Consider the following 16,989-nt stretch of genomic DNA (forward strand, 5'->3'; position numbering starts at 1 on the left):
GGTGGCGGCGGTGGCGGTGCCGGCGGGGGCCGTAACTGAGCGCCTGCTCGCGTCCCCTTGCCATGACAGGGCCGGCTCCCGGGAGCCGGCCTTGTCGTTTCGGCAATCGCGACTCGGACGCCGGCTTGGTCATCACCATCCCGTGAGGTATCGTCTGGCGACCGCCTCCCGTCACGAGCCACCCATGAAACACCCCCCGCCGCCCACCGGCGAGCTTGACCGCGATTTCCTGGCCGGCCGCGGCAGTGCCGGCTGGCACCGACACCTGGCCGGCCTGATCCAGGCGGCAGCCACCCGGGACCTCCCCGCCCGGCTGGAGCAGACCCTGAGAGCGCTGGCTCCCTTCGACACCATCCTGATCAACACCTACCACGGCCGCCAGCGGCCGCTGCTGATCCACGACGACTACCCGGCGGAGAGTCGCGCACAGGGTATCGACCGCTATCTCAGCGAGGCCTACCTGCTCGACCCCTTCTTCACCGCGGTGCGCGAGGGCCTCGACCGGGGCGCCCACCGGCTGCGGGAGCTGGCGCCGGACCGCTTCGAGTCGAGCGACTACTATGCCCACTACTACCGTGCCCTGGGGCTGGTGGACGAGGTCGGGCTCTTCGCCCGGGTGACGGAAGACGTGGTGATCGTGGTGTCGCTGGGCTTCCGGACGGACATGCCGCTCAAGCGACGAGCGCTGCAGGCGCTACGCAACGTCTCGCCGGTCATCGAGGTCCTGCTGATCGACTACTGGAAATGGCAGGGCGGGCAGTTCCAGCAGCATCTGGAGGCACAGGCCCCGGTGGAGGCCGCCTTCGCCAGCTTCGGTGCCGGTGTGCTGACCGCCCGCGAGCAGGAGATCGTGCGCCTGCTGCTCGCCGGCCACTCCACCAAGTCGGCCGCCCGGGAGCTGGCCATCAGCGACGGCACCGTCAAGGTCCACCGCAAGCACATCTACCAGCGCCTCGAGGTCTCCAGCCAGTCGCAGCTGTTCCGGCTGTTCCTCGACCACGTGGCGCTGGTCTCGCGCCAGCAGACGGGCTGACCACGCCCCTCGCCGACAACGCCCGGGGCCGTTGGCAGCCTCCCCTTCGTGCCGGGTACCAGTGCCTCAGGGCGTCAGCGCCATCCATACGGTCTTGAGTTCGGTGTACTCCGCCAGGGAGTGCAGGGACTTGTCGCGGCCGTTGCCGGACTGCTTGACGCCGCCGAAGGGCACCGTCATGTCCGGGCCGGCCCAGTTATTGACGAACACCTGACCGGACTGGAGCTTGCGGGAGAGGCGCATGATGCGATCGATATCCTGGCTCCATAGCCCCGCGGCCAGGCCATAGTCGCTGTCGTTGGCCAGTTGCACCGCCTCCTCCTCGCCATCGAAGCCGAACACCGAGAGCACCGGGCCGAAGATCTCCTCGCGACCGATGGTCATGGCCGGGGTCACCCCGTCGAAGATGGTAGGCGGAATAAAGTAGCCGGGCCCCTCGAGGGCCTTGCCACCGGCGCGCAGCCGCGCGCCCTCCTCGCGGCCCTTGGCGATATAGTCGAGCACGCTCCGGTATTGCGTTTCATCGACCATGGCGCCCATAAAGCTCGCGGGATCCAGCGGATCGCCGGGCTGCATGGCCTTGGCGGCCTCGACCACCTGGTCGACGAAGGCCTCGCGAATGCTGTTCTCCACCAGCAAGCGCGAACCGGCGATACATACCTCGCCCTGGTTATGGAAGATCGCCGCGGCGGCGTGCTGGGCCACCTGGTCCAGGTTCTTGCAGTCGGCGAAGACCAGGTTGGGCGACTTGCCGCCGCACTCCAGGTAGACCCGCTTGAGGTTGGACTGGCCGGCGTACTGCATCAGCTGCTTGCCCACCTGGGTAGAGCCGGTAAAGGCCAGGCAGTCGACCTCCATGGACAGCGCCAGCGCCTTGCCCACGGTGTGGCCATAGCCGGGCAGCACCTGGAAGACGCCCCGCGGCAGGCCCGCCTCCTTGGCCAGCTGCGCCAGGCGTAGCGCCGAGAGCGGTGACTTCTCCGAGGGCTTGAGGATCACGCAGTTGCCGGCGGCCAGTACCGGGGCGATCTTCCAGGCGGTCATCATCAGCGGGAAGTTCCAGGGCACGATGGAGGCCACCACCCCCAGCGGCTCGCGCAGCACCAGGCCCAGGCTATCGTCGCCGGTGGGCGCTACCTCACCGTAGACCTTGTCGATGCCCTCGGCGGTGTAGCGCAGGCAGCCGATGGCGCCTTCGATATCGCCCAGCGAGCTGGAGACCGGCTTGCCCATGTCCAGGGTGTCGAGCAGCGCCAGTTCGTTCTTGTGCGCCTCCATCAGCTCGGCCAACCGGAGCAGCACCCGCTTGCGCTCGGCCGGCGCCAGCCGCGACCAGTCGCCCCGGGCATGGGCACTGCGGGCCGCGGCCACCGCGAGTTCGGCATCGGCGGCGTCGCAGCTGGCAACCTGCGCCAGGGTCTCGCCGCTGGCCGGGTTGAGGGTGGCCAGGGTCTCGCCGCTCACCGCATCGACGAAGGCGTCGTCGATAAAGGCGCGGGTCTCCAGGCTCGGGATCACGGCGTCGGCCAGGGCCTGCCAGTCGGCCTTGGTGGTGGGAGACTGAACGGACTCGATGGCACTCATTGGCTCGCCTCCAGGGTGTTGGCGCGTTCCAGCATGGCGTCCAGGAGCACCTGGGCGCCCAGGGCGCAGTGCTCCGGGGTGGCGTACTCCGCCTCGTTATGGCTGATGCCGTCGCGGCAGGGAATAAAGATCATCGAGGTGGGGGCGACCCGGGAGACATAGACGGCGTCGTGGCCGGCGCCGCTCATCATGCGGCGCCAGGGTACGCCCTGGGCCCGGGCGGCCCGCTCCACGGCGTCGATGCAGCCGGCATCGAAGGCCACCACCGGCGAGGCCCAGATACGCTCGCTTCTCACCTCCACGCCGAAGGTCTCGGCCACGGCATCCAGCTCCCGCGCATAGCGGGCCTCGAGGGCATCCAGCTCGCTCTCCACCACGTGGCGCAGGTCCACGGTCAGGCGCACCTCGCCGGGAATCACGTTGCGCGACGGGCTGTCGATCTCCAGGCAGCCGACGGTGACCTTGGTGCCGCCGCTGCTATCCGCCAGGGCATGGCCCTGCAGGCGGTCGATCAATCGGGCGCAGGCGGCCAGGGCATCGCGGCGATAGGCCATGGGAGTGGGGCCGGCATGGGCCGGCTGGCCGCGCAGGATCACGTCGAACCAGCGCATGCCCTGCACCCCGGTGACCACGCCGATGGCCTCGCCCTCCTCCTCCAGCACCGGGCCCTGCTCGATATGCAGCTCGAAGAAGCTCGCCAGGCGCGGCTCGCCGAGGGGCATCTCGCCGGCGAAGCCGCTGGCCTCCAGGGCCTGGCCCAGGGTCACGCCGTCGCGATCCGCCCGCGACAGGGTGTAGGCCTCGCAGAACTCGCCGGCGAAGGCACCGGAGGCCACCATGGCCGGGGCGAAGCGGCTGCCCTCCTCGTTGGTCCACACCACCAGTTCCAGGGGCCGCTCGGTGACGATGCCCTGGTCGTGCAGGGTACGGAACACCTCGAGGCCCGCCAGCACCCCGAGGATGCCGTCGAAGCGCCCGCCCTTAGGCTGGGTATCCAGGTGGCTGCCGGTGGCCACCGGGTCGAGGTCGTCGCGCTTGCCGGGGCGGCGGATAAAGAGGTTGCCGACCCGGTCGACCCGCAGGGTGCAGCCGATCGCCTCGCACCACTCGATCAGCAGGCGCCGCCCGGCGGCGTCCTCCTCGGTGAGCGCCAGGCGGCAGCTGCCGCCGTTCGCGGTGGGGCCGATCTCGGCCATGGCCATCAGGCTCGACCAGAGCCGCTGGCCATCGATGGAAACGCTCATTCAGGTGCCTCCCCGTTCTTGTGAATGGTGCTTGTTGCTTGCTGCGGAATGGCTACACCTTAGGCGGCCCCCCGAGCGCGCCGATATACCCCAATCAGGATATACCGGCGGCACCCTCGCCCTGCTTAGGCTGGCCCTGTCGGTCACCACGAGACACCGAGAGAGGAGCCACCCCATGACAACGACAGCGACCCCCGCCCGCCCCACCCAGCCGACGCGGCACTACGACGCCCAGGCGCTATGGCAGAAGGACAAGGATCATTTCATCCACCCCTTCACCGACTTCAGCGTCTTCCACGACAAGGGCTGCGACCTGATCACCGACAGCGACGGCATCTACGTCTCGGATGCCCACGGCAACCGTTTCATCGACGGCATCGCCGGCCTGTGGTGCGTCAACGTGGGTCATGGCCGTGCCGAGATCGGCCAGGCGATGGCGGAGCAGGCCACTCGCATGGCCTACTTCTCCACCTTCAACAACCTGTCGAACGCCCCGGCGGCGGAGCTGGCCGCCAAGCTCGCCGAACTGGCCCCGGCCCACCTCAATCACGTGTTCTTCAGCTGCGGCGGCTCGGCGGCCAACGACGCCACCATCCGCCTGGTGCACTACTACTTCAACCGCCTGGGCAAGCCGAACAAGAAGCGCATCCTTTCACGCCGTAACGCCTACCACGGCACCACCTACCTGGCCGCCAGCCTGACCGGCATCGAGAGCAACAACTGGGACTTCGACACCCTCGACCACCTGGTCACCCATCTCAGCGAGGCCAACCTCTACCGCCGCCCCGAGGGCATGAGCGAGGCGGACTACTGCGACCAGCTGGTGGCCGAGCTGGAAGAGACCATCGAGCGCCTTGGTGCGGATAACATTGCCGCCTTTATCGCCGAGCCGATCATGGGCGCCGGCGGCGTGCTGATGGCGCCGAAGGGCTACCACGCCCGCATGCAGGCGGTGTGTCGCGACAACGAGATCCTCTTTATCGCCGACGAGGTGGTCACCGGCTTCGGCCGCCTGGGCCACTTCTTCGCCTCCGAGGCGGTCTTCGACACCCGGCCGGACATCATCAACTGCGCCAAGGGGCTGTCGTCGGGCTATGCGCCCCTGGGCGCCACCCTGATCTCCGATGACCTCTTCGAGGTGCTGGGCACTCCCCAGCGCAAGGGCGGCGTGCTGAGCACCGGCTTCACCTACTCCGGTCACCCGGTGAGCTGTGCGGCGGCGCTCGCCAACATCGAGATCATGGAGCGCGAGGGGATCTGCGCGAGCGTGCGCGAGGTGGGGCCTTATCTGGAGCGGCAGCTCAAGACCCTGGCGGATCACGAGACGGTGGGCGATGTGCGCGGCAGCCACTTCATGCTGGCCATCGAGAACGTCGCCGACAAGGCCACCAAGGAGCTGCTGCCGGTGGAGGCACGGGTCGGCGACCGGGTCGCCGCCGAGGCCCAGAAGCGCGGCCTGATCATCCGCCCGGTGGGCCACCTCAACATCATCTCGCCGCCGCTGATCTGGGACCGCGAGGTGGTGGATCGCGTGGTGGCGATCCTCGACGAGGCCTTCGCCGCCACCACGGCCTCTCTACGCGCCGACGGCTTCCTCTAAGAGCGGCTTTCACCACCCAGCGAAGGAGATGAGCCTTTCCGGCGACAAGCCTGTGCGAGGGCGCTGTGAACCCGTCCATGGGCGCTACTTTTGCCGTCCCTGGCAAAAGACCCTCGCTTCGTCTTGCCCCCGGCGCTCATCTCTCTGCCCCAAGGCCGGCTGACCGGCGCTTGAGACAACGACCACAACGATAATAGAGAGTCTTGTATGGAAACCTTTGGTGCCTGGAGCCTGCTCCCCACCGCCGTGGTGCTGGGCATGGCCATCATCACCCGCCGCACCATCGAGTCGCTGCTGGCCGGCGCCCTGGTGGGCCTGCTGATGGTCGAGCCCACCCGGGTCGTGAGCCAGGGCTCCGATATCCTGCTCGAGGTGCTGGGCAACGACACCGTGACCTGGATCATCCTGGTCTGCGGCCTGTTCGGCAGCCTGATCGCCCTGCTGGTCAAGACCGGCGGCGTGCTGAGCTTCGGCGATGCGATCACCCGGCGCATCCATGGTCGCCGCCAGAGCCTGCTGGCCACCTGGCTGCTGGGCCTGGTGATCTTCGTCGACGACTACCTCAACGCGCTGACCATCAGCGCCTCGATGAAGAAGATCACCGACCGCTTCAATATCTCGCGCGAGAAGCTGGCCTACGTGGTGGACTCCACCGCCGCGCCGATCTGCATCCTGGTGCCCTTCTCCACCTGGGCGGTGTTCTTCGCCGGCCTGCTGGAGGACAACGACGTCGCCGGCAACGGCATGGGGCTCTATATCGAGGCGATCCCCTTCATGTTCTACGCCTGGGTGGCCGCCGCCATCGTGCCGCTCGTCGCCATCGGCGTGATCCCCGATCTCGGCCCGATGAAGGCCGCCGAGGCCCGCGCCGCCGCCGGCCGGCTGATGCCGGAAGGCGTCGACGACAACGCCCTGGAGGTCAAGGACACCGGCGGCAAGCGCCCGCACCTGCTCAACTTCCTGCTGCCCATCGCCACCCTGATCGGCTTCACCTGGTACTTCGAGATCGACATCCTGCGCGGGGTGATCGTGGCGCTGGCGGTGACCCTGGTGCTGATCTTCGGCCAGCGGCTGCTGAGCTTCCACGACACCTTCGACACGGCGCTGGAGGGCTTCAAGGCGATGATCATGCCGCTGGGCACCCTGGTGGCCGGCTTCACCCTCAAGGAGGTCAACGACGTGCTGGGGCTCACCGACTACGTGATCGCCACGGTGCAGCCGCTGATGACGCCCGGGATGCTGCCGGCGGTGGTGTTCGTCACCATGGCCTTCCTGGCCTTCGCCACCGGCTCCTTCTGGGGGCTGTTCGCCGTGGCCATGCCCATCGTGCTGCCCCTGGCGGCGAGCATGGACAGCCATATGCCGTTGGTGATCGGGGCCCTGATCTCGGCCAGCGCCTTCGGCAGCCACGCCTGCTTCTACGGCGACTCCACCGTGCTCTCCGCCCAGGGCAGCGGCTGCACCCCCATGGCCCATGCCCTGACCCAGCTCCCCTATGTGCTGATCGCCGCGACCATCGCCGCCGCCGTCTTCCTGATGGTGGGCCACCTGTGAGAACGACCATGACACATCCTCTCGAGACCGATAACGTCGCCACGCCGAACGGGGCACCCACCCCCGCGGCCCTGGGCTTCGCCATGCCCGCCGAGTTCGCTCCCCACGACGCCTGCTGGATGCTGTGGCCCCAGCGGCCCGACACCTGGCGTTATGGGGCCAAGCCGGCCCAGCAGGCCTTCGTGGCGGTGGCCAGCGCCATCGCCGAGAGCGAGACGGTGTATGTCGGCGTCAACGACGACCAGTACGAGAACGCCCGCCACCAGCTGCCACCCCGGGTGCGGGTGGTGGAGCTCTCCAGCAACGACGCCTGGATGCGCGACGTGGGGCCCACCTTCCTCACCCACCCCGACGGCCGCCTGGCCCTGGTCGACTGGGAGTTCAACGCCTGGGGCGGCCTCGACGGCGGGCTCTACTTCCCCTGGGACAAGGATCGCCGTATCCGCACCAAGATCGCCGAGATGCTGGGCATCCCGCGCTTCGCGGCGCCGGTGGTGCTCGAGGGCGGCGCCCTCCACGTGGACGGCGAGGGCACCCTGATCACCACCGCGGAGTGCCTGCTCAATGCCAACCGCAATCCCTCCCTCGACCGCGCCGAGATGGAGACGGTGCTCAGGGACTATCTGGGGGTGACCAACGTGATCTGGCTGCCCCGGGGCTGTCATCTCGACGAGACCGACGGCCACGTGGACAACCTCTGCTGCTTCGTCGCCCCCGGCGAGGTGGCCCTGACCTGGTGCGACGACGAGAGCGACCCCCAGCACGCCATCTGCCGGGAGGCCCTGGCGATACTGGAGGCCACCACCGACGCCAAGGGGCGGCGCCTGAGGGTGCACAAACTGCCCCAGCCGGGGCCGCTGTATATCGCCGAGGACGAGGCCAGCGGCATCGATCGCCTCAGCCACTCGCACCCGCGTCGGCCCGGCGATCGCATGGCCGGCTCCTACGTCAACTTCTACATCGGCAACTCGGTGGTGGTGATGCCGCTGCTCGACCCGGCCCATGACGGGGCGGCCCGGGAGATCCTCCAGGGGCTCTTCCCCGACAAGCGGGTGATCGGCGTGCCGGCCCGGGAGATCCTGCTCGGCGGCGGCAATATCCACTGCATCACCCAGCAACAGCCGCGGCCCTGAGGCGAACCGCCAGCACGACGACGCCGGCCTCGAGGGCCGGCGTCGTCGTTTCGCTCACGTCGTTTCGCTCACGCCCCCGGGCTCAGGTCGACAGCGCTATCCAGACGCTCTTGAGTTCCGAGTACTCTTCGAGGGAGTGATGGGACTTGTCGCGGCCGTTGCCCGACTGCTTGACGCCGCCGAAGGGTACCGTCTGGTCGCCGCCGGCCCAGTTGTTGACGAACACCTGCCCCGACTGCAGCCGGCGCGTCACCCGCAGGATGCGGTCGATGTCCTGGCTCCACAGCCCCGCCGCCAGGCCGTAGACGCTGTCGTTGGCCATGGCCACGGCCTCCTCCTCGCTGTCGAAGCCGAATACCGAGAGCACCGGGCCGAAGATCTCCTCGCGACCGATGGTCATGGCCGGCGTCACGCCGTCGAACACCGTGGGCGGGATAAAGAGCCCCTGGCCCTCGAGGGCCTGGCCACCGGCGCACAGCCGGGCGCCCTCCTCCACCCCCTGGCGGATATAGTCGAGGATGCGTCGGTGCTGGGCCTCGTCGACGATGGCGCCCATGAAACTGGCCGGGTCGAGGGGGTCGCCGGGCTGCATGGTCTCGGCTGCTTTCAATACACGCTCGACGAAGGCCTCGCGGATCGAGTTCTCCACCAGCAACCGGGAGCCGGCGATGCACACCTCGCCCTGGTTGTGGAAGATCGCCGCGGCGGCGTGGCGGGCCACGGCGTCCAGGTCCTTGCAGTCGGCGAAGACCAGGTTCGGGCTCTTGCCGCCGCACTCGAGATAGACCCGCTTGAGGTTCGACTGGCCGGCGTACTGCATCAGCTGCTTGCCGGTGCCGGTGGAGCCGGTGAAGGCCAGGCAGTCGACCTCCATGGAGAGCGCCAGCGCCTTGCCCACGGTGTGGCCGAAGCCGGGCAGTACCTGGAAGACGCCGCGGGGAATGCCGGCCTCGCGGGCCAGCTGCGCCAGCCGCAGCGCCGAGAGCGGCGACTTCTCCGAGGGCTTGAGGATCACGCTGTTGCCGGCGGCCAGCGCCGGGGCGATCTTCCAGGCGGTCATCATCAGCGGGAAGTTCCACGGCACGATGGAGGCCACCACCCCCAGCGGCTCGCGCAACACCAGCGCCAGGCTCTCCTCGCCGGTGGGCGCCACCTCGCCATAGAGCTTGTCGATGGACTCGGCGTTGTAGCGCAGGCAGGCGATGGCACCGGCGGTGTCGCCCAGCGAACTCGATACCGGCTTGCCCATGTCGAGGGTATCGAGCAGCGCCAGCTCGTGCCTGTGCGTCTCCATCAACTCGGCGAGCCGGAGCATGACCTTCTTGCGCTTGCCCGGCGCCAGCCGCGACCAGTCGCCACGCGTGAAGGCCGCCCGGGCATGCCCCACGGCGAGCTCGGCGTCGGCGGCATCGCAGCTAGCCACCTCGGCGAGCGTCTCGCCGGTGGCCGGGTTGACGGTGGTGAAGGTCTCGCCGCTTGCCGCGTCGACGAAGGTGTCGTCGATAAAGGCGCGGGTCTCAAGGCTCAGGGAGCCCGCCAGGGCGTGCCAGTCGTCGCGGGTCCGTGGGGACTCATTCGTGGAATGGCTCATGCAATGGACTCCTCGGCAGCGGGTTGACGAAGGTCGGCCAGGGTGGCGTCCAGGGCGGCCCGGGCCTTGGTGACCAGCTCATCGATCTCGCCACGGGTGATCACCAGCGGCGGCGAGATGATCATGGTATCACCCACCGAACGCATCACCAGGCCCAGCTCGAAGCAGATGTCACGGCACAGGTTGCCGGCGCCCAGCGCCTTGTCGAAGCGCTCGCCGGTCTCGGGGTCGATCAGCTCCAGGGCCCCCATCAGCCCCAGCGAGCGGGCCTCGCCGACGATGGGGTGGTCGGCCAGCTCCGCCCAGCGGCGGGCCAGATAGGGGCCGAGATCATCGCGCACCCGCTCGACGATGTCCTCGGCGTCCATCAGCTCGAGGTTCTTCAGCGCCACCGCGGCACAGGCCGGATGGCCGGAGTAGGTGAAGCCGTGGAAGAACTCGCCGCCCTCCTCGATCAGGGTATCGGCGACCCGGTCGCCCACCAGCACCCCACCGATGGGCAGGTAGCCCGACGACAGCCCCTTGGCGATGGGCATCAGGTCGGGCTTGAGGTCGTAGTGGACGCTGCCGAACCACTCGCCCAGCCGGCCGAAGCCGCAGATCACCTCGTCGACCACCAGTAGGATGTCGTACTTCGCCAGCACCGCCTTCACCGCCGGCCAGTAGCTGGCCGGCGGGATGATGGCGCCGCCGGCCCCCTGCACCGGTTCGGCGAGGAAGGCGGCGACGTTCTGCTCGCCGAGCTCGAGGATCTGCGCCTCGAGGGCCTCGGCGCAGGCGCGACCGAAGGCCTCGGGGTCCTGGTCGCCGCCTTCACCGAACCGCCCTTCACCGAACCAATAGGGCTGGCGCACATGGGCGATCTTGGGCACCGGCGGGCCGCCCTGGTCGTGCATGGGCGCCATGCCGCCGAGGCTCATGCCGGCCAGGGTGGAGCCGTGGTAGCCGTTCTCCCGGGCGATGATCCACTGCTTCTGCGGCTGGCCCTTCAGCGCCCAGTAGCGGCGCACCATGCGCAACATGGTGTCGTTGGCCTCGGACCCCGAGCCGGTGAAGAACACATGATTGATATGCGCGGGGGCGAGGTCACACAGCTTCGCGGCCAGCCTGACCGCCGGCGGGTGGGTGGTCTTGAAGAAGTTGTTGTAGTAGGGCAGTTGCTGCAGCTGGGCGGTGGCGGCGTCCACCAGTTCCTGGCGGCCATAGCCGAGGTTGACGCACCACAGGCCGGCCATGGCGTCGAGGATGCGATGCCCCTCGCTGTCATGGATATAAACCCCTTCGGCGCGGGTGATGATGCGGCTCCCCTCCTCGCCCAGGGCCTTGAAGTCGGTGAAGGGGTGCAGGTGGTGGGCGCGGTCCAGGGCCTGATAGTCACGGGTGTTCATCGCGGATGTCTCCAGATCAAAGCGGCCTCAAGCCGGCTGGGAATCAAGGGCGGCGCCGGTGGCCTGGCGGGTACGGCAGGCCTCGGCGAAGCTGCGGAAAAGGGCGTGGTAGAGCGGGTGCTCCCGGGGTCGCCACTCCGGGTGCCACTGCACGGCCAGGGCGAAGGCCGGCGCGCCGGCCACCGATACCGCCTCGATCAGGCCGTCGGGGGCCGTGGCCTCGGCGACGAGCCCCGGCCCCAGCTCGGCGATGCCCTGCTGGTGCAGGGAGTTGACCCGGGCGTCCGGCCGGGAATAGAGCGCCGCGAGGACGCCGCCGGGCAGGATCGTCAGGTCGTGGGCCGGGGCATAGCAGGCCTCGAGATCGCCCGCCGGTTCGCGATGGTCGAGCAGGCCGGGCACCCCCTGCACCGCCTGATGCAGGGTGCCGCCGAAGGCCACGTTGATCTCCTGGAAGCCGCGGCAGATGCCCAGCAGCGGCAGGCCGAGGTCCAGGGCGGCGGGAATGCACGCCAGCGCCACGGCATCGCGATGGGGGTCGTCGCGGGTATTCTCGGGGGCACGCTCGGCGCCGTAGCGCCGCGGCGCCACGTTGCTGTAACTGCCGGTCAGCAGCAGGCCGTCGAGATGGGCCAGCAGGTCACCCTCCACGGCATCCTCCCAGACCGGCAGGATCACCGGTGCCAGGCCATAGTCGCGCAGGGCACTCAGGTACTTGTCGGTGACCATGTGAGCGGGGTGCCCCTCCACCTCACGGCGACAGGCGATCACGCCCACCAGGGGTCGGGTCTGCATCGCAGCCTCCTTGAAACACTCATGATGCGGGTTGTTATGCTTTACTCAACATACCGCCGTTGATTTCCCTTGCCAACACACCGTCGCTCCCGCCTCGGGATTTTCGAGATTAAGCAGTTGATATAATGACAAATAAAAAAGATTGTCCGGGTGCGATCCCGGCGAATCCCCGAGCCGTCGCTGTAAAGGATTTGACAACACCCGTTCTCTGCCGGAAAGATACCCCCATCAACAACGAACCAGACTCCACAGGTGACACCATGTCGTCCTTACCCGTCGATGAAGCTCGCGACTTTCTCTCACGCCACCCCGAGGTGGACAGCATCGACCTGCTGATCAGCGACCTCAACGGCGTGATGCGCGGCAAGCGCATTCCCCGCGACAACCTGGAGAAGGCGTGTCGTGACGGCGTCAACCTGCCGGCCTCGGTCTTCGCGCTGGATATCAACGGCAACACCATCGAGGAGACCGGCCTGGGGCTCGCCACCGGCGACGGCGACCGGGTCTGCCGGCCGATTGCCGGCAGCCTGGTGCCGAGCCCCTGGCTGCGGCGGGGTCGCCAGGCGCAGCTGCTGATGACCATGGTCGAGGCCGACGAGACCCCCTTCTTCGCCGACCCCCGCCAGGTGCTCACCCGGGTGCTGCAACGCCTGCGCCGCGCCGGCCTGACCCCGGTGGTCGCCGTGGAGCTGGAGTTCTACCTGATCGACCGGGTGCGTACCGCCGAAGGATTGATCCAGCCGCCGTGCTCGCCGGGCAGCGGCGAACGGGCGACCCAGAGCCAGCTCTACTCGATGCTCGAGCTCGACGAGTACGCCGACTTCCTCGAGGACATCCAGGCCGCGGCGCTCGCCCAGGGGCTGCCCCTGGACACGGCCCTCAAGGAGTGTGCCCCGGGGCAGTTCGAGGTCAACCTGGTCCACTGCGACGATGCCCTGGCGGCCTGCGACAGCGCCGTGCTGCTCAAGCGGCTGATCAAGGGCGTGGCCCTGACCCACGGCTTCGAGGCCACCTTCATGGCCAAGCCCTACGGCCTGGAGGCCGGCAACGGCACCCATGTGCATATCAGCCTGCTCGACGAGTCGGGGGCGAACGTCTTCGCCGCCGAGGACGGCGATCCCCTGGGCACGCCCCGGCTGCGCCAGGCGATCGCCGGCCTGCTGGCGCTGATGCCGCCCTCCATGGCGATCTGTGCGCCCAACCTCAACTCCTTCCGCCGCTTCCAGCCCGGGCTCTATGTGCCCATGGCGCCGACGTGGGGCTACGACAACCGCTCGGTGGCCCTGCGCATTCCCTCGGGTCCCAATGCGGCGCGGCGCATCGAGCATCGCGTCGCCGGCGCCGACGCCAATCCCTACCTGCTGATGGCCACGCTGCTGGCGGGGATCGCGCATGGGCTGGAGCAGCGCCTGTCGCCGCCCCCGGCCGTGAGCGGCAACGCCTATGAGCAGTTCGAGCCAAGCCTGACCAACAGCTGGCACCAGGCCCTCGCCCTGCTCGAGGCCGACGAGGTACTGGGCGAGGCGCTGGGCCACGACTTCCTCCGGGTGTTCGTGGCCAACCGGCGCGCCGAGCGCGCCCAGGCCATGCAGGAGGTCAGCCACCTGGAGTACGCCTGGTACCTGCGCCACGTCTGAGCGGGCGACACGGGGCCACGCCACGACAAGCACAACGGCCCCCGCCCGGATCCCGAGACCTACAACAACATCTCCAAGGAAGCCGAGAATGAGTCACTCTGCCCATCCCTTTTCGCCCAGCCTCCCCGACCGGCGCGGCTCGGGGCGCACCCTCCTGCTGTTCAGCCTGGTCATGGCCACGGTCATCGGCCTGACCCTCTCGCACCCCGCCGGCAGCGACTATGGCTGGATCAGCCTGGTCCCCTCGCTGATCGTGCTGGTGGTGGCCATCGCCACCCACCGGACCCTCGAGGCCCTGGCGATCGGCTCGATCGCCGGCCTGATCCTGCTCCAGCCGCAGGATTTCGTCGGCGAGCTGGCCGACATCTCCCTGTCGGTGATGATGGACGAGACCATCGCCTGGTTGATCCTGGTCTGCGGCCTGATGGGCGGCTTCATCGCCATGCTGGAGAAGTCGGGCTGCACCCTGAGCTTCAGCCACTTCATGACCCGCCTGGTCAGGACGCGCCGCCAGTCGTTGCTGAGTACCGCCGCCCTGGGGGTGCTGATCTTCATCGATGACTACCTCAACGCCCTCGCCACCTCGGCGGCCATGAAGCGCCTCACCGACCGTTTCGGGGTCTCCCGGGAGAAGCTGGCCTATATCGTCGACTCCACCGCGGCACCGATCTGCATCCTGGTGCCGCTCTCCACCTGGGCGGTCTACTTCGCCGAGCTGCTCGAGACCAACGGCGCCACCGAGACCTCCGGCATGTGGCTCTATATCCAGTCGATCCCCTTCATGCTCTATGGCTGGGTGGCCCTGGGCCTGGTGCTGCTGGTGGCCGGCGGGCTCATGCCGGATCTCGGGCCGATGAAGGCCGCCGAGGCCCGCGCCCGGGCCGGTCAGCCGATCCCCGACGGTGCGCCCGATGTCGCGCTCGGCGACGACGAGGCCCCGCGGACCCGCCCCTGGGTCGGCGTGTTCAACTTCCTGGCCCCGATGGCGATGCTGATCGGCGCCAGCGCCTGGTTCGAGATCGACCTGCTCAAGGGGGTGATCGTGGCGATCATGTTCACCATCCTGCTCTACCTGATCCAGCGCCTGGCCACCTTCAACACCCTGATGGATGCCATCATGGACGGCTTCCGCACCATGATGCTGCCGTTGGCCATCGTCGCGGTGGGCTTCGTGCTGCGCGAGATCAACGAGCAGTTGGGCATGACCGCCTTCATGATCGACGCCCTGACCCCCCACCTGACGGTCGCCCTGCTGCCGGCCATCGTCTTCCTCTCCATGGCCGTGGTGGTGTTCGCCACCGGCTCCTCCTGGGGGGTGTTCGTGATCTCGATCCCCATCGTGATCCCCATCGCCCAGCACATGGGGGCCCCGATGCCGCTGGTCGTCGGTGCGCTGCTCTCCGCCTCGAGCTTCGGCAGCCATGCCTGCTTCTTCTCCGACTCCTCGGTCCTCTCCTCCCAGGGCAGCGGCTGCCAGCCGATGCAGCACGCCCTGACCCAGTTCCCCTATGCCCTGCTGGGGGCCGGCATCACCGCGACGGGCTTCCTGGCCCTGGGCCACCTGCTGAGCTGAGCCGCCCCCGAACGACAGCGCCCCGGCCATTCTGGCCGGGGCGCTGTCGTTCATGACTCGCCGCGGGGTGTCAGCCGCCCTGCGCGACCACCGCCTGCCACTGCGGCTGTCCCTCCTCGAGCAGTACCCGGTCGCCCTGGGGCGGGCTGTCCAGGCGGCTGGTCTGGGTCACCTCGCCATGCTGCCAGGTGACCTCGTAACCCTCGGTCTCCTGATGGGTATCCACCACCGTCTGGCACTGCCGCTCGGTGACGCTCTGGGTCTGCATCTGGATCTGGGTCTGGGGCTGAGCCGCCTGGGCATGCTGACGGGCCTCGACGCGGTTCTGCACCTCGCGGCCGGCCAGGCCACCGCCCACGGCGCCGGCCACGGTGGCGAGCTTCTTGCCACTGCCGCCGCCCACCTGGTTGCCGAGCAGGCCACCGACGATGGCCCCGGCCGCGGTCCCGACGATCCGGTGCGGATCGCGGCTACCGGCCGCCTGGCCGGACTGAGCGACGGGCACCTCCACGGGCACCTCCCGGTTCACCACCACGTCCTCGCACACCTCGCGGGGCGTCTCCACGGTACGGGTCAGCGCCTGGACACCGACGATCTCGGCATACTGCGGGCCGGCCTCCTGCTGCTGGACCTGCCAGGCGCCAAAGGCGAGACCGCCCAGACCCAGTACGGCCAGTGTGGTACCGACCATGATCGACTTGCTCATCTGACACCTCCTTGGGGGCGCTCGGGCGCCTCTTGCGATGATGAGGGCATCGGCTCCGGGAGATGCATGACACGAGAAGGATTGCGATATCGAGTGGCGCTTCCTGCGCCTCCTCGAAGCGATGCCTCGAGTATATGCCGACCGGAGGGCGGTGACAGCGCCCAGGAGGGACTTCCATATTCTCTGACCAGCTGTCGGTGGATGACGACAGCCCCGATGCTCACCTGGCCGGGTCAGCCGGGCGGCCCGGCGGGAGCGGGCTCGGGCGTCGCCAACGTTGCGAGCCCGAGCCCCCGACAGTGCGCGGCGTGATGGGCATCGAGCCAGGCGCGGGTGGCGCCCACCTGGTTGAAGCTGTAGACATGCAGGCCGGCGATCCCGCCGTCCCCGACGGCCGGGAGAAGCCCCTGCAGCAGGTCGTCGGGGCGATAGACGGCGGGCTGCAGCAGGCGCCCGACCAGCCCCGTGCGGCGACTCAACACCCGTGTCGAGGTGCCGAGCCCGAGGCGCATGGCCACCGACAGCAAGCGGGTACGCTCCAGCACGCCGGGGATCCCGGCATAGACCGGCAGTGTCATGCCGGATCGGCGCTGCCGTTCGAGCCAGGCCAGTACCGTCGAGGCCTCGAAGCACATCTGCGTCACGGCGTAGTCGGCCAGCGCCGCCTTGGCGTCGAGGACCCGCTGCAGGGTGGCGTCATCTAAGCGGTGATGGCCCTCGGGGTAGGCGGGCACCCCGAGGCGTGAGGGCCGTGACGACATCGCCGCCATGGCCTCGAGGAGCTCCGCGCCGCCGGCGTACTCCCCCGCGGGGCGCTCGGCATCCCCCCCCACCACGAAGCAGTCGTCGATGCCGGCGGCCAGCATGCGCGCCACCAGCCGTCGCAGGTGGGCCGGGTCACGAACCAGGCGGGCGGCGATGTGGGGCACCACCTGGAAGCCCGCCACCGCCAGCCACTCGGCCGCCTCCAGGGTTCGCTCGAGGCCGTGCCGCGGCGAGCAGGTCACGGTGACCACGGCCCCCGCGGGCAGGTGCCGGGCCACTTCCTGCATCCCCTTGAGCGGCAGCAGCTCGTAGCGGGGGGCGGCAAGGACCTCACGGATCCTGCCGACTGCCTCGACCGTCACCAACCGCTGCATGTCGTTCATGGC

13 protein-coding genes are annotated in these 16,989 nt (G+C 68.8%); 6 read left to right on the plus strand and 7 right to left on the minus strand.

Annotated elements, in window-relative coordinates; genetic code table 11:
• Positions 1-184 precede the first annotated feature (184 nt).
• A complete protein-coding gene (locus tag C1H66_RS20360) occupies positions 185-1,033 on the plus strand; it encodes a helix-turn-helix transcriptional regulator (protein ID WP_102629701.1) in 849 nt (282 codons plus the stop codon).
• 66 nt (positions 1,034-1,099) lie between these two features.
• Here C1H66_RS20360 and C1H66_RS20365 read toward each other — a convergent pair whose 3' ends face one another.
• Both C1H66_RS20365 and C1H66_RS20370 read right to left on the minus strand, forming a co-directional pair.
• A complete protein-coding gene (locus C1H66_RS20365) occupies positions 1,100-2,617 on the minus strand; it encodes an aldehyde dehydrogenase (RefSeq protein ID WP_102629702.1) in 1,518 nt (505 codons plus the stop codon).
• The gene (locus C1H66_RS20370) at positions 2,614-3,861 is read right to left on the minus strand and encodes a M20 family metallo-hydrolase (RefSeq protein WP_102629703.1); all 1,248 of its coding nucleotides are present in this window, start codon (positions 3,859-3,861) and stop codon (positions 2,614-2,616) included. Before C1H66_RS20370 ends, C1H66_RS20365 begins: the two co-directional genes overlap by 4 nt.
• 175 nt (positions 3,862-4,036) lie before the next feature.
• Here C1H66_RS20370 and C1H66_RS20375 point away from each other — a divergent pair, with 175 nt between their 5' ends.
• From C1H66_RS20375 to aguA, 3 genes are all read left to right on the plus strand, one after another.
• Positions 4,037-5,461, plus strand: a complete 1,425-nt coding sequence (locus tag C1H66_RS20375) for an aminotransferase (RefSeq protein ID WP_102629704.1) — start codon at positions 4,037-4,039, stop codon at positions 5,459-5,461.
• 207 nt (positions 5,462-5,668) lie between these two features.
• Entirely contained in the window at positions 5,669-7,015 is a 1,347-nt protein-coding gene (locus C1H66_RS20380; RefSeq protein ID WP_102629705.1) for a Na+/H+ antiporter NhaC family protein, read from the plus strand.
• Between the two features lie 8 nt (positions 7,016-7,023).
• Complete coding sequence (gene aguA / locus C1H66_RS20385) at positions 7,024-8,148, plus strand: agmatine deiminase (protein ID WP_102629706.1); 1,125 nt, start codon at positions 7,024-7,026, stop codon at positions 8,146-8,148.
• An 82-nt stretch (positions 8,149-8,230) separates the two neighbouring features.
• Here the strand turns inward: aguA and C1H66_RS20390 are convergent, their stop codons facing one another.
• From C1H66_RS20390 to C1H66_RS20400, 3 genes are read right to left on the minus strand one after another with little or no spacing between them, the layout of a single operon-like run.
• On the minus strand, positions 8,231-9,739 hold the full coding sequence (locus C1H66_RS20390; protein ID WP_102629707.1) for an aldehyde dehydrogenase: 1,509 nt from the start codon (positions 9,737-9,739) through the stop codon (positions 8,231-8,233).
• Positions 9,736-11,127: an aspartate aminotransferase family protein gene (locus C1H66_RS20395; RefSeq protein WP_102629708.1), complete on the minus strand. Its 1,392-nt coding sequence runs from the start codon at positions 11,125-11,127 to the stop codon at positions 9,736-9,738. The genes C1H66_RS20390 and C1H66_RS20395 overlap by 4 nt, the downstream gene beginning before the upstream one ends.
• 27 nt (positions 11,128-11,154) lie before the next feature.
• Positions 11,155-11,922 (minus strand): gamma-glutamyl-gamma-aminobutyrate hydrolase family protein, encoded by a 768-nt coding sequence (locus C1H66_RS20400; protein WP_102629709.1) that lies wholly within the window; start codon positions 11,920-11,922, stop codon positions 11,155-11,157.
• A 260-nt stretch (positions 11,923-12,182) separates the two neighbouring features.
• Between C1H66_RS20400 and C1H66_RS20405 the strand changes: the two genes are divergently transcribed.
• On the plus strand, positions 12,183-13,559 hold the full coding sequence (locus C1H66_RS20405; protein WP_102629710.1) for a glutamine synthetase family protein: 1,377 nt from the start codon (positions 12,183-12,185) through the stop codon (positions 13,557-13,559).
• Between the two features lie 88 nt (positions 13,560-13,647).
• Positions 13,648-15,132, plus strand: a complete 1,485-nt coding sequence (locus C1H66_RS20410; protein ID WP_102629711.1) for a Na+/H+ antiporter NhaC family protein — start codon at positions 13,648-13,650, stop codon at positions 15,130-15,132.
• A gap of 70 nt (positions 15,133-15,202) precedes the next feature.
• Here C1H66_RS20410 and C1H66_RS20415 read toward each other — a convergent pair whose 3' ends face one another.
• Together C1H66_RS20415 and C1H66_RS20420 are read right to left on the minus strand one after the other, a co-directional pair.
• Positions 15,203-15,838: a glycine zipper 2TM domain-containing protein gene (locus C1H66_RS20415; RefSeq protein WP_102629712.1), complete on the minus strand. Its 636-nt coding sequence runs from the start codon at positions 15,836-15,838 to the stop codon at positions 15,203-15,205.
• Positions 15,839-16,071: 233 nt separating this feature from the next.
• The gene (locus tag C1H66_RS20420; RefSeq protein ID WP_205738710.1) at positions 16,072-16,986 is read right to left on the minus strand and encodes a methylenetetrahydrofolate reductase; all 915 of its coding nucleotides are present in this window, start codon (positions 16,984-16,986) and stop codon (positions 16,072-16,074) included.
• Positions 16,987-16,989: the final 3 nt, after the last annotated feature.

Source organism: Halomonas heilongjiangensis, assembly GCF_002879645.1.
Classification (GTDB): domain Bacteria; phylum Pseudomonadota; class Gammaproteobacteria; order Pseudomonadales; family Halomonadaceae; genus Halomonas; species Halomonas heilongjiangensis.

Excerpts from the sequence above, each read along its gene's own strand:
- aguA (WP_102629706.1), top strand. The coding sequence starts at position 7,024 with ATGACACATCCTCTCGAGACCGATAACGTCGCCACGCCGAACGGGGCA.
- C1H66_RS20405 (WP_102629710.1), top strand. The coding sequence starts at position 12,183 with ATGTCGTCCTTACCCGTCGATGAAGCTCGCGACTTTCTCTCACGCCAC.
- C1H66_RS20400 (WP_102629709.1), bottom strand. The coding sequence starts at position 11,922 with ATGCAGACCCGACCCCTGGTGGGCGTGATCGCCTGTCGCCGTGAGGTG.
- C1H66_RS20365 (WP_102629702.1), bottom strand. The coding sequence starts at position 2,617 with ATGAGTGCCATCGAGTCCGTTCAGTCTCCCACCACCAAGGCCGACTGG.
- C1H66_RS20390 (WP_102629707.1), bottom strand. The coding sequence starts at position 9,739 with ATGAGCCATTCCACGAATGAGTCCCCACGGACCCGCGACGACTGGCAC.
- C1H66_RS20410 (WP_102629711.1), top strand. The coding sequence starts at position 13,648 with ATGAGTCACTCTGCCCATCCCTTTTCGCCCAGCCTCCCCGACCGGCGC.
- C1H66_RS20395 (WP_102629708.1), bottom strand. The coding sequence starts at position 11,127 with ATGAACACCCGTGACTATCAGGCCCTGGACCGCGCCCACCACCTGCAC.
- C1H66_RS20360 (WP_102629701.1), top strand. The coding sequence starts at position 185 with ATGAAACACCCCCCGCCGCCCACCGGCGAGCTTGACCGCGATTTCCTG.
- C1H66_RS20420 (WP_205738710.1), bottom strand. The coding sequence starts at position 16,986 with ATGAACGACATGCAGCGGTTGGTGACGGTCGAGGCAGTCGGCAGGATC.
- C1H66_RS20375 (WP_102629704.1), top strand. The coding sequence starts at position 4,037 with ATGACAACGACAGCGACCCCCGCCCGCCCCACCCAGCCGACGCGGCAC.
- C1H66_RS20415 (WP_102629712.1), bottom strand. The coding sequence starts at position 15,838 with ATGAGCAAGTCGATCATGGTCGGTACCACACTGGCCGTACTGGGTCTG.
- C1H66_RS20370 (WP_102629703.1), bottom strand. The coding sequence starts at position 3,861 with ATGAGCGTTTCCATCGATGGCCAGCGGCTCTGGTCGAGCCTGATGGCC.
- C1H66_RS20380 (WP_102629705.1), top strand. The coding sequence starts at position 5,669 with ATGGAAACCTTTGGTGCCTGGAGCCTGCTCCCCACCGCCGTGGTGCTG.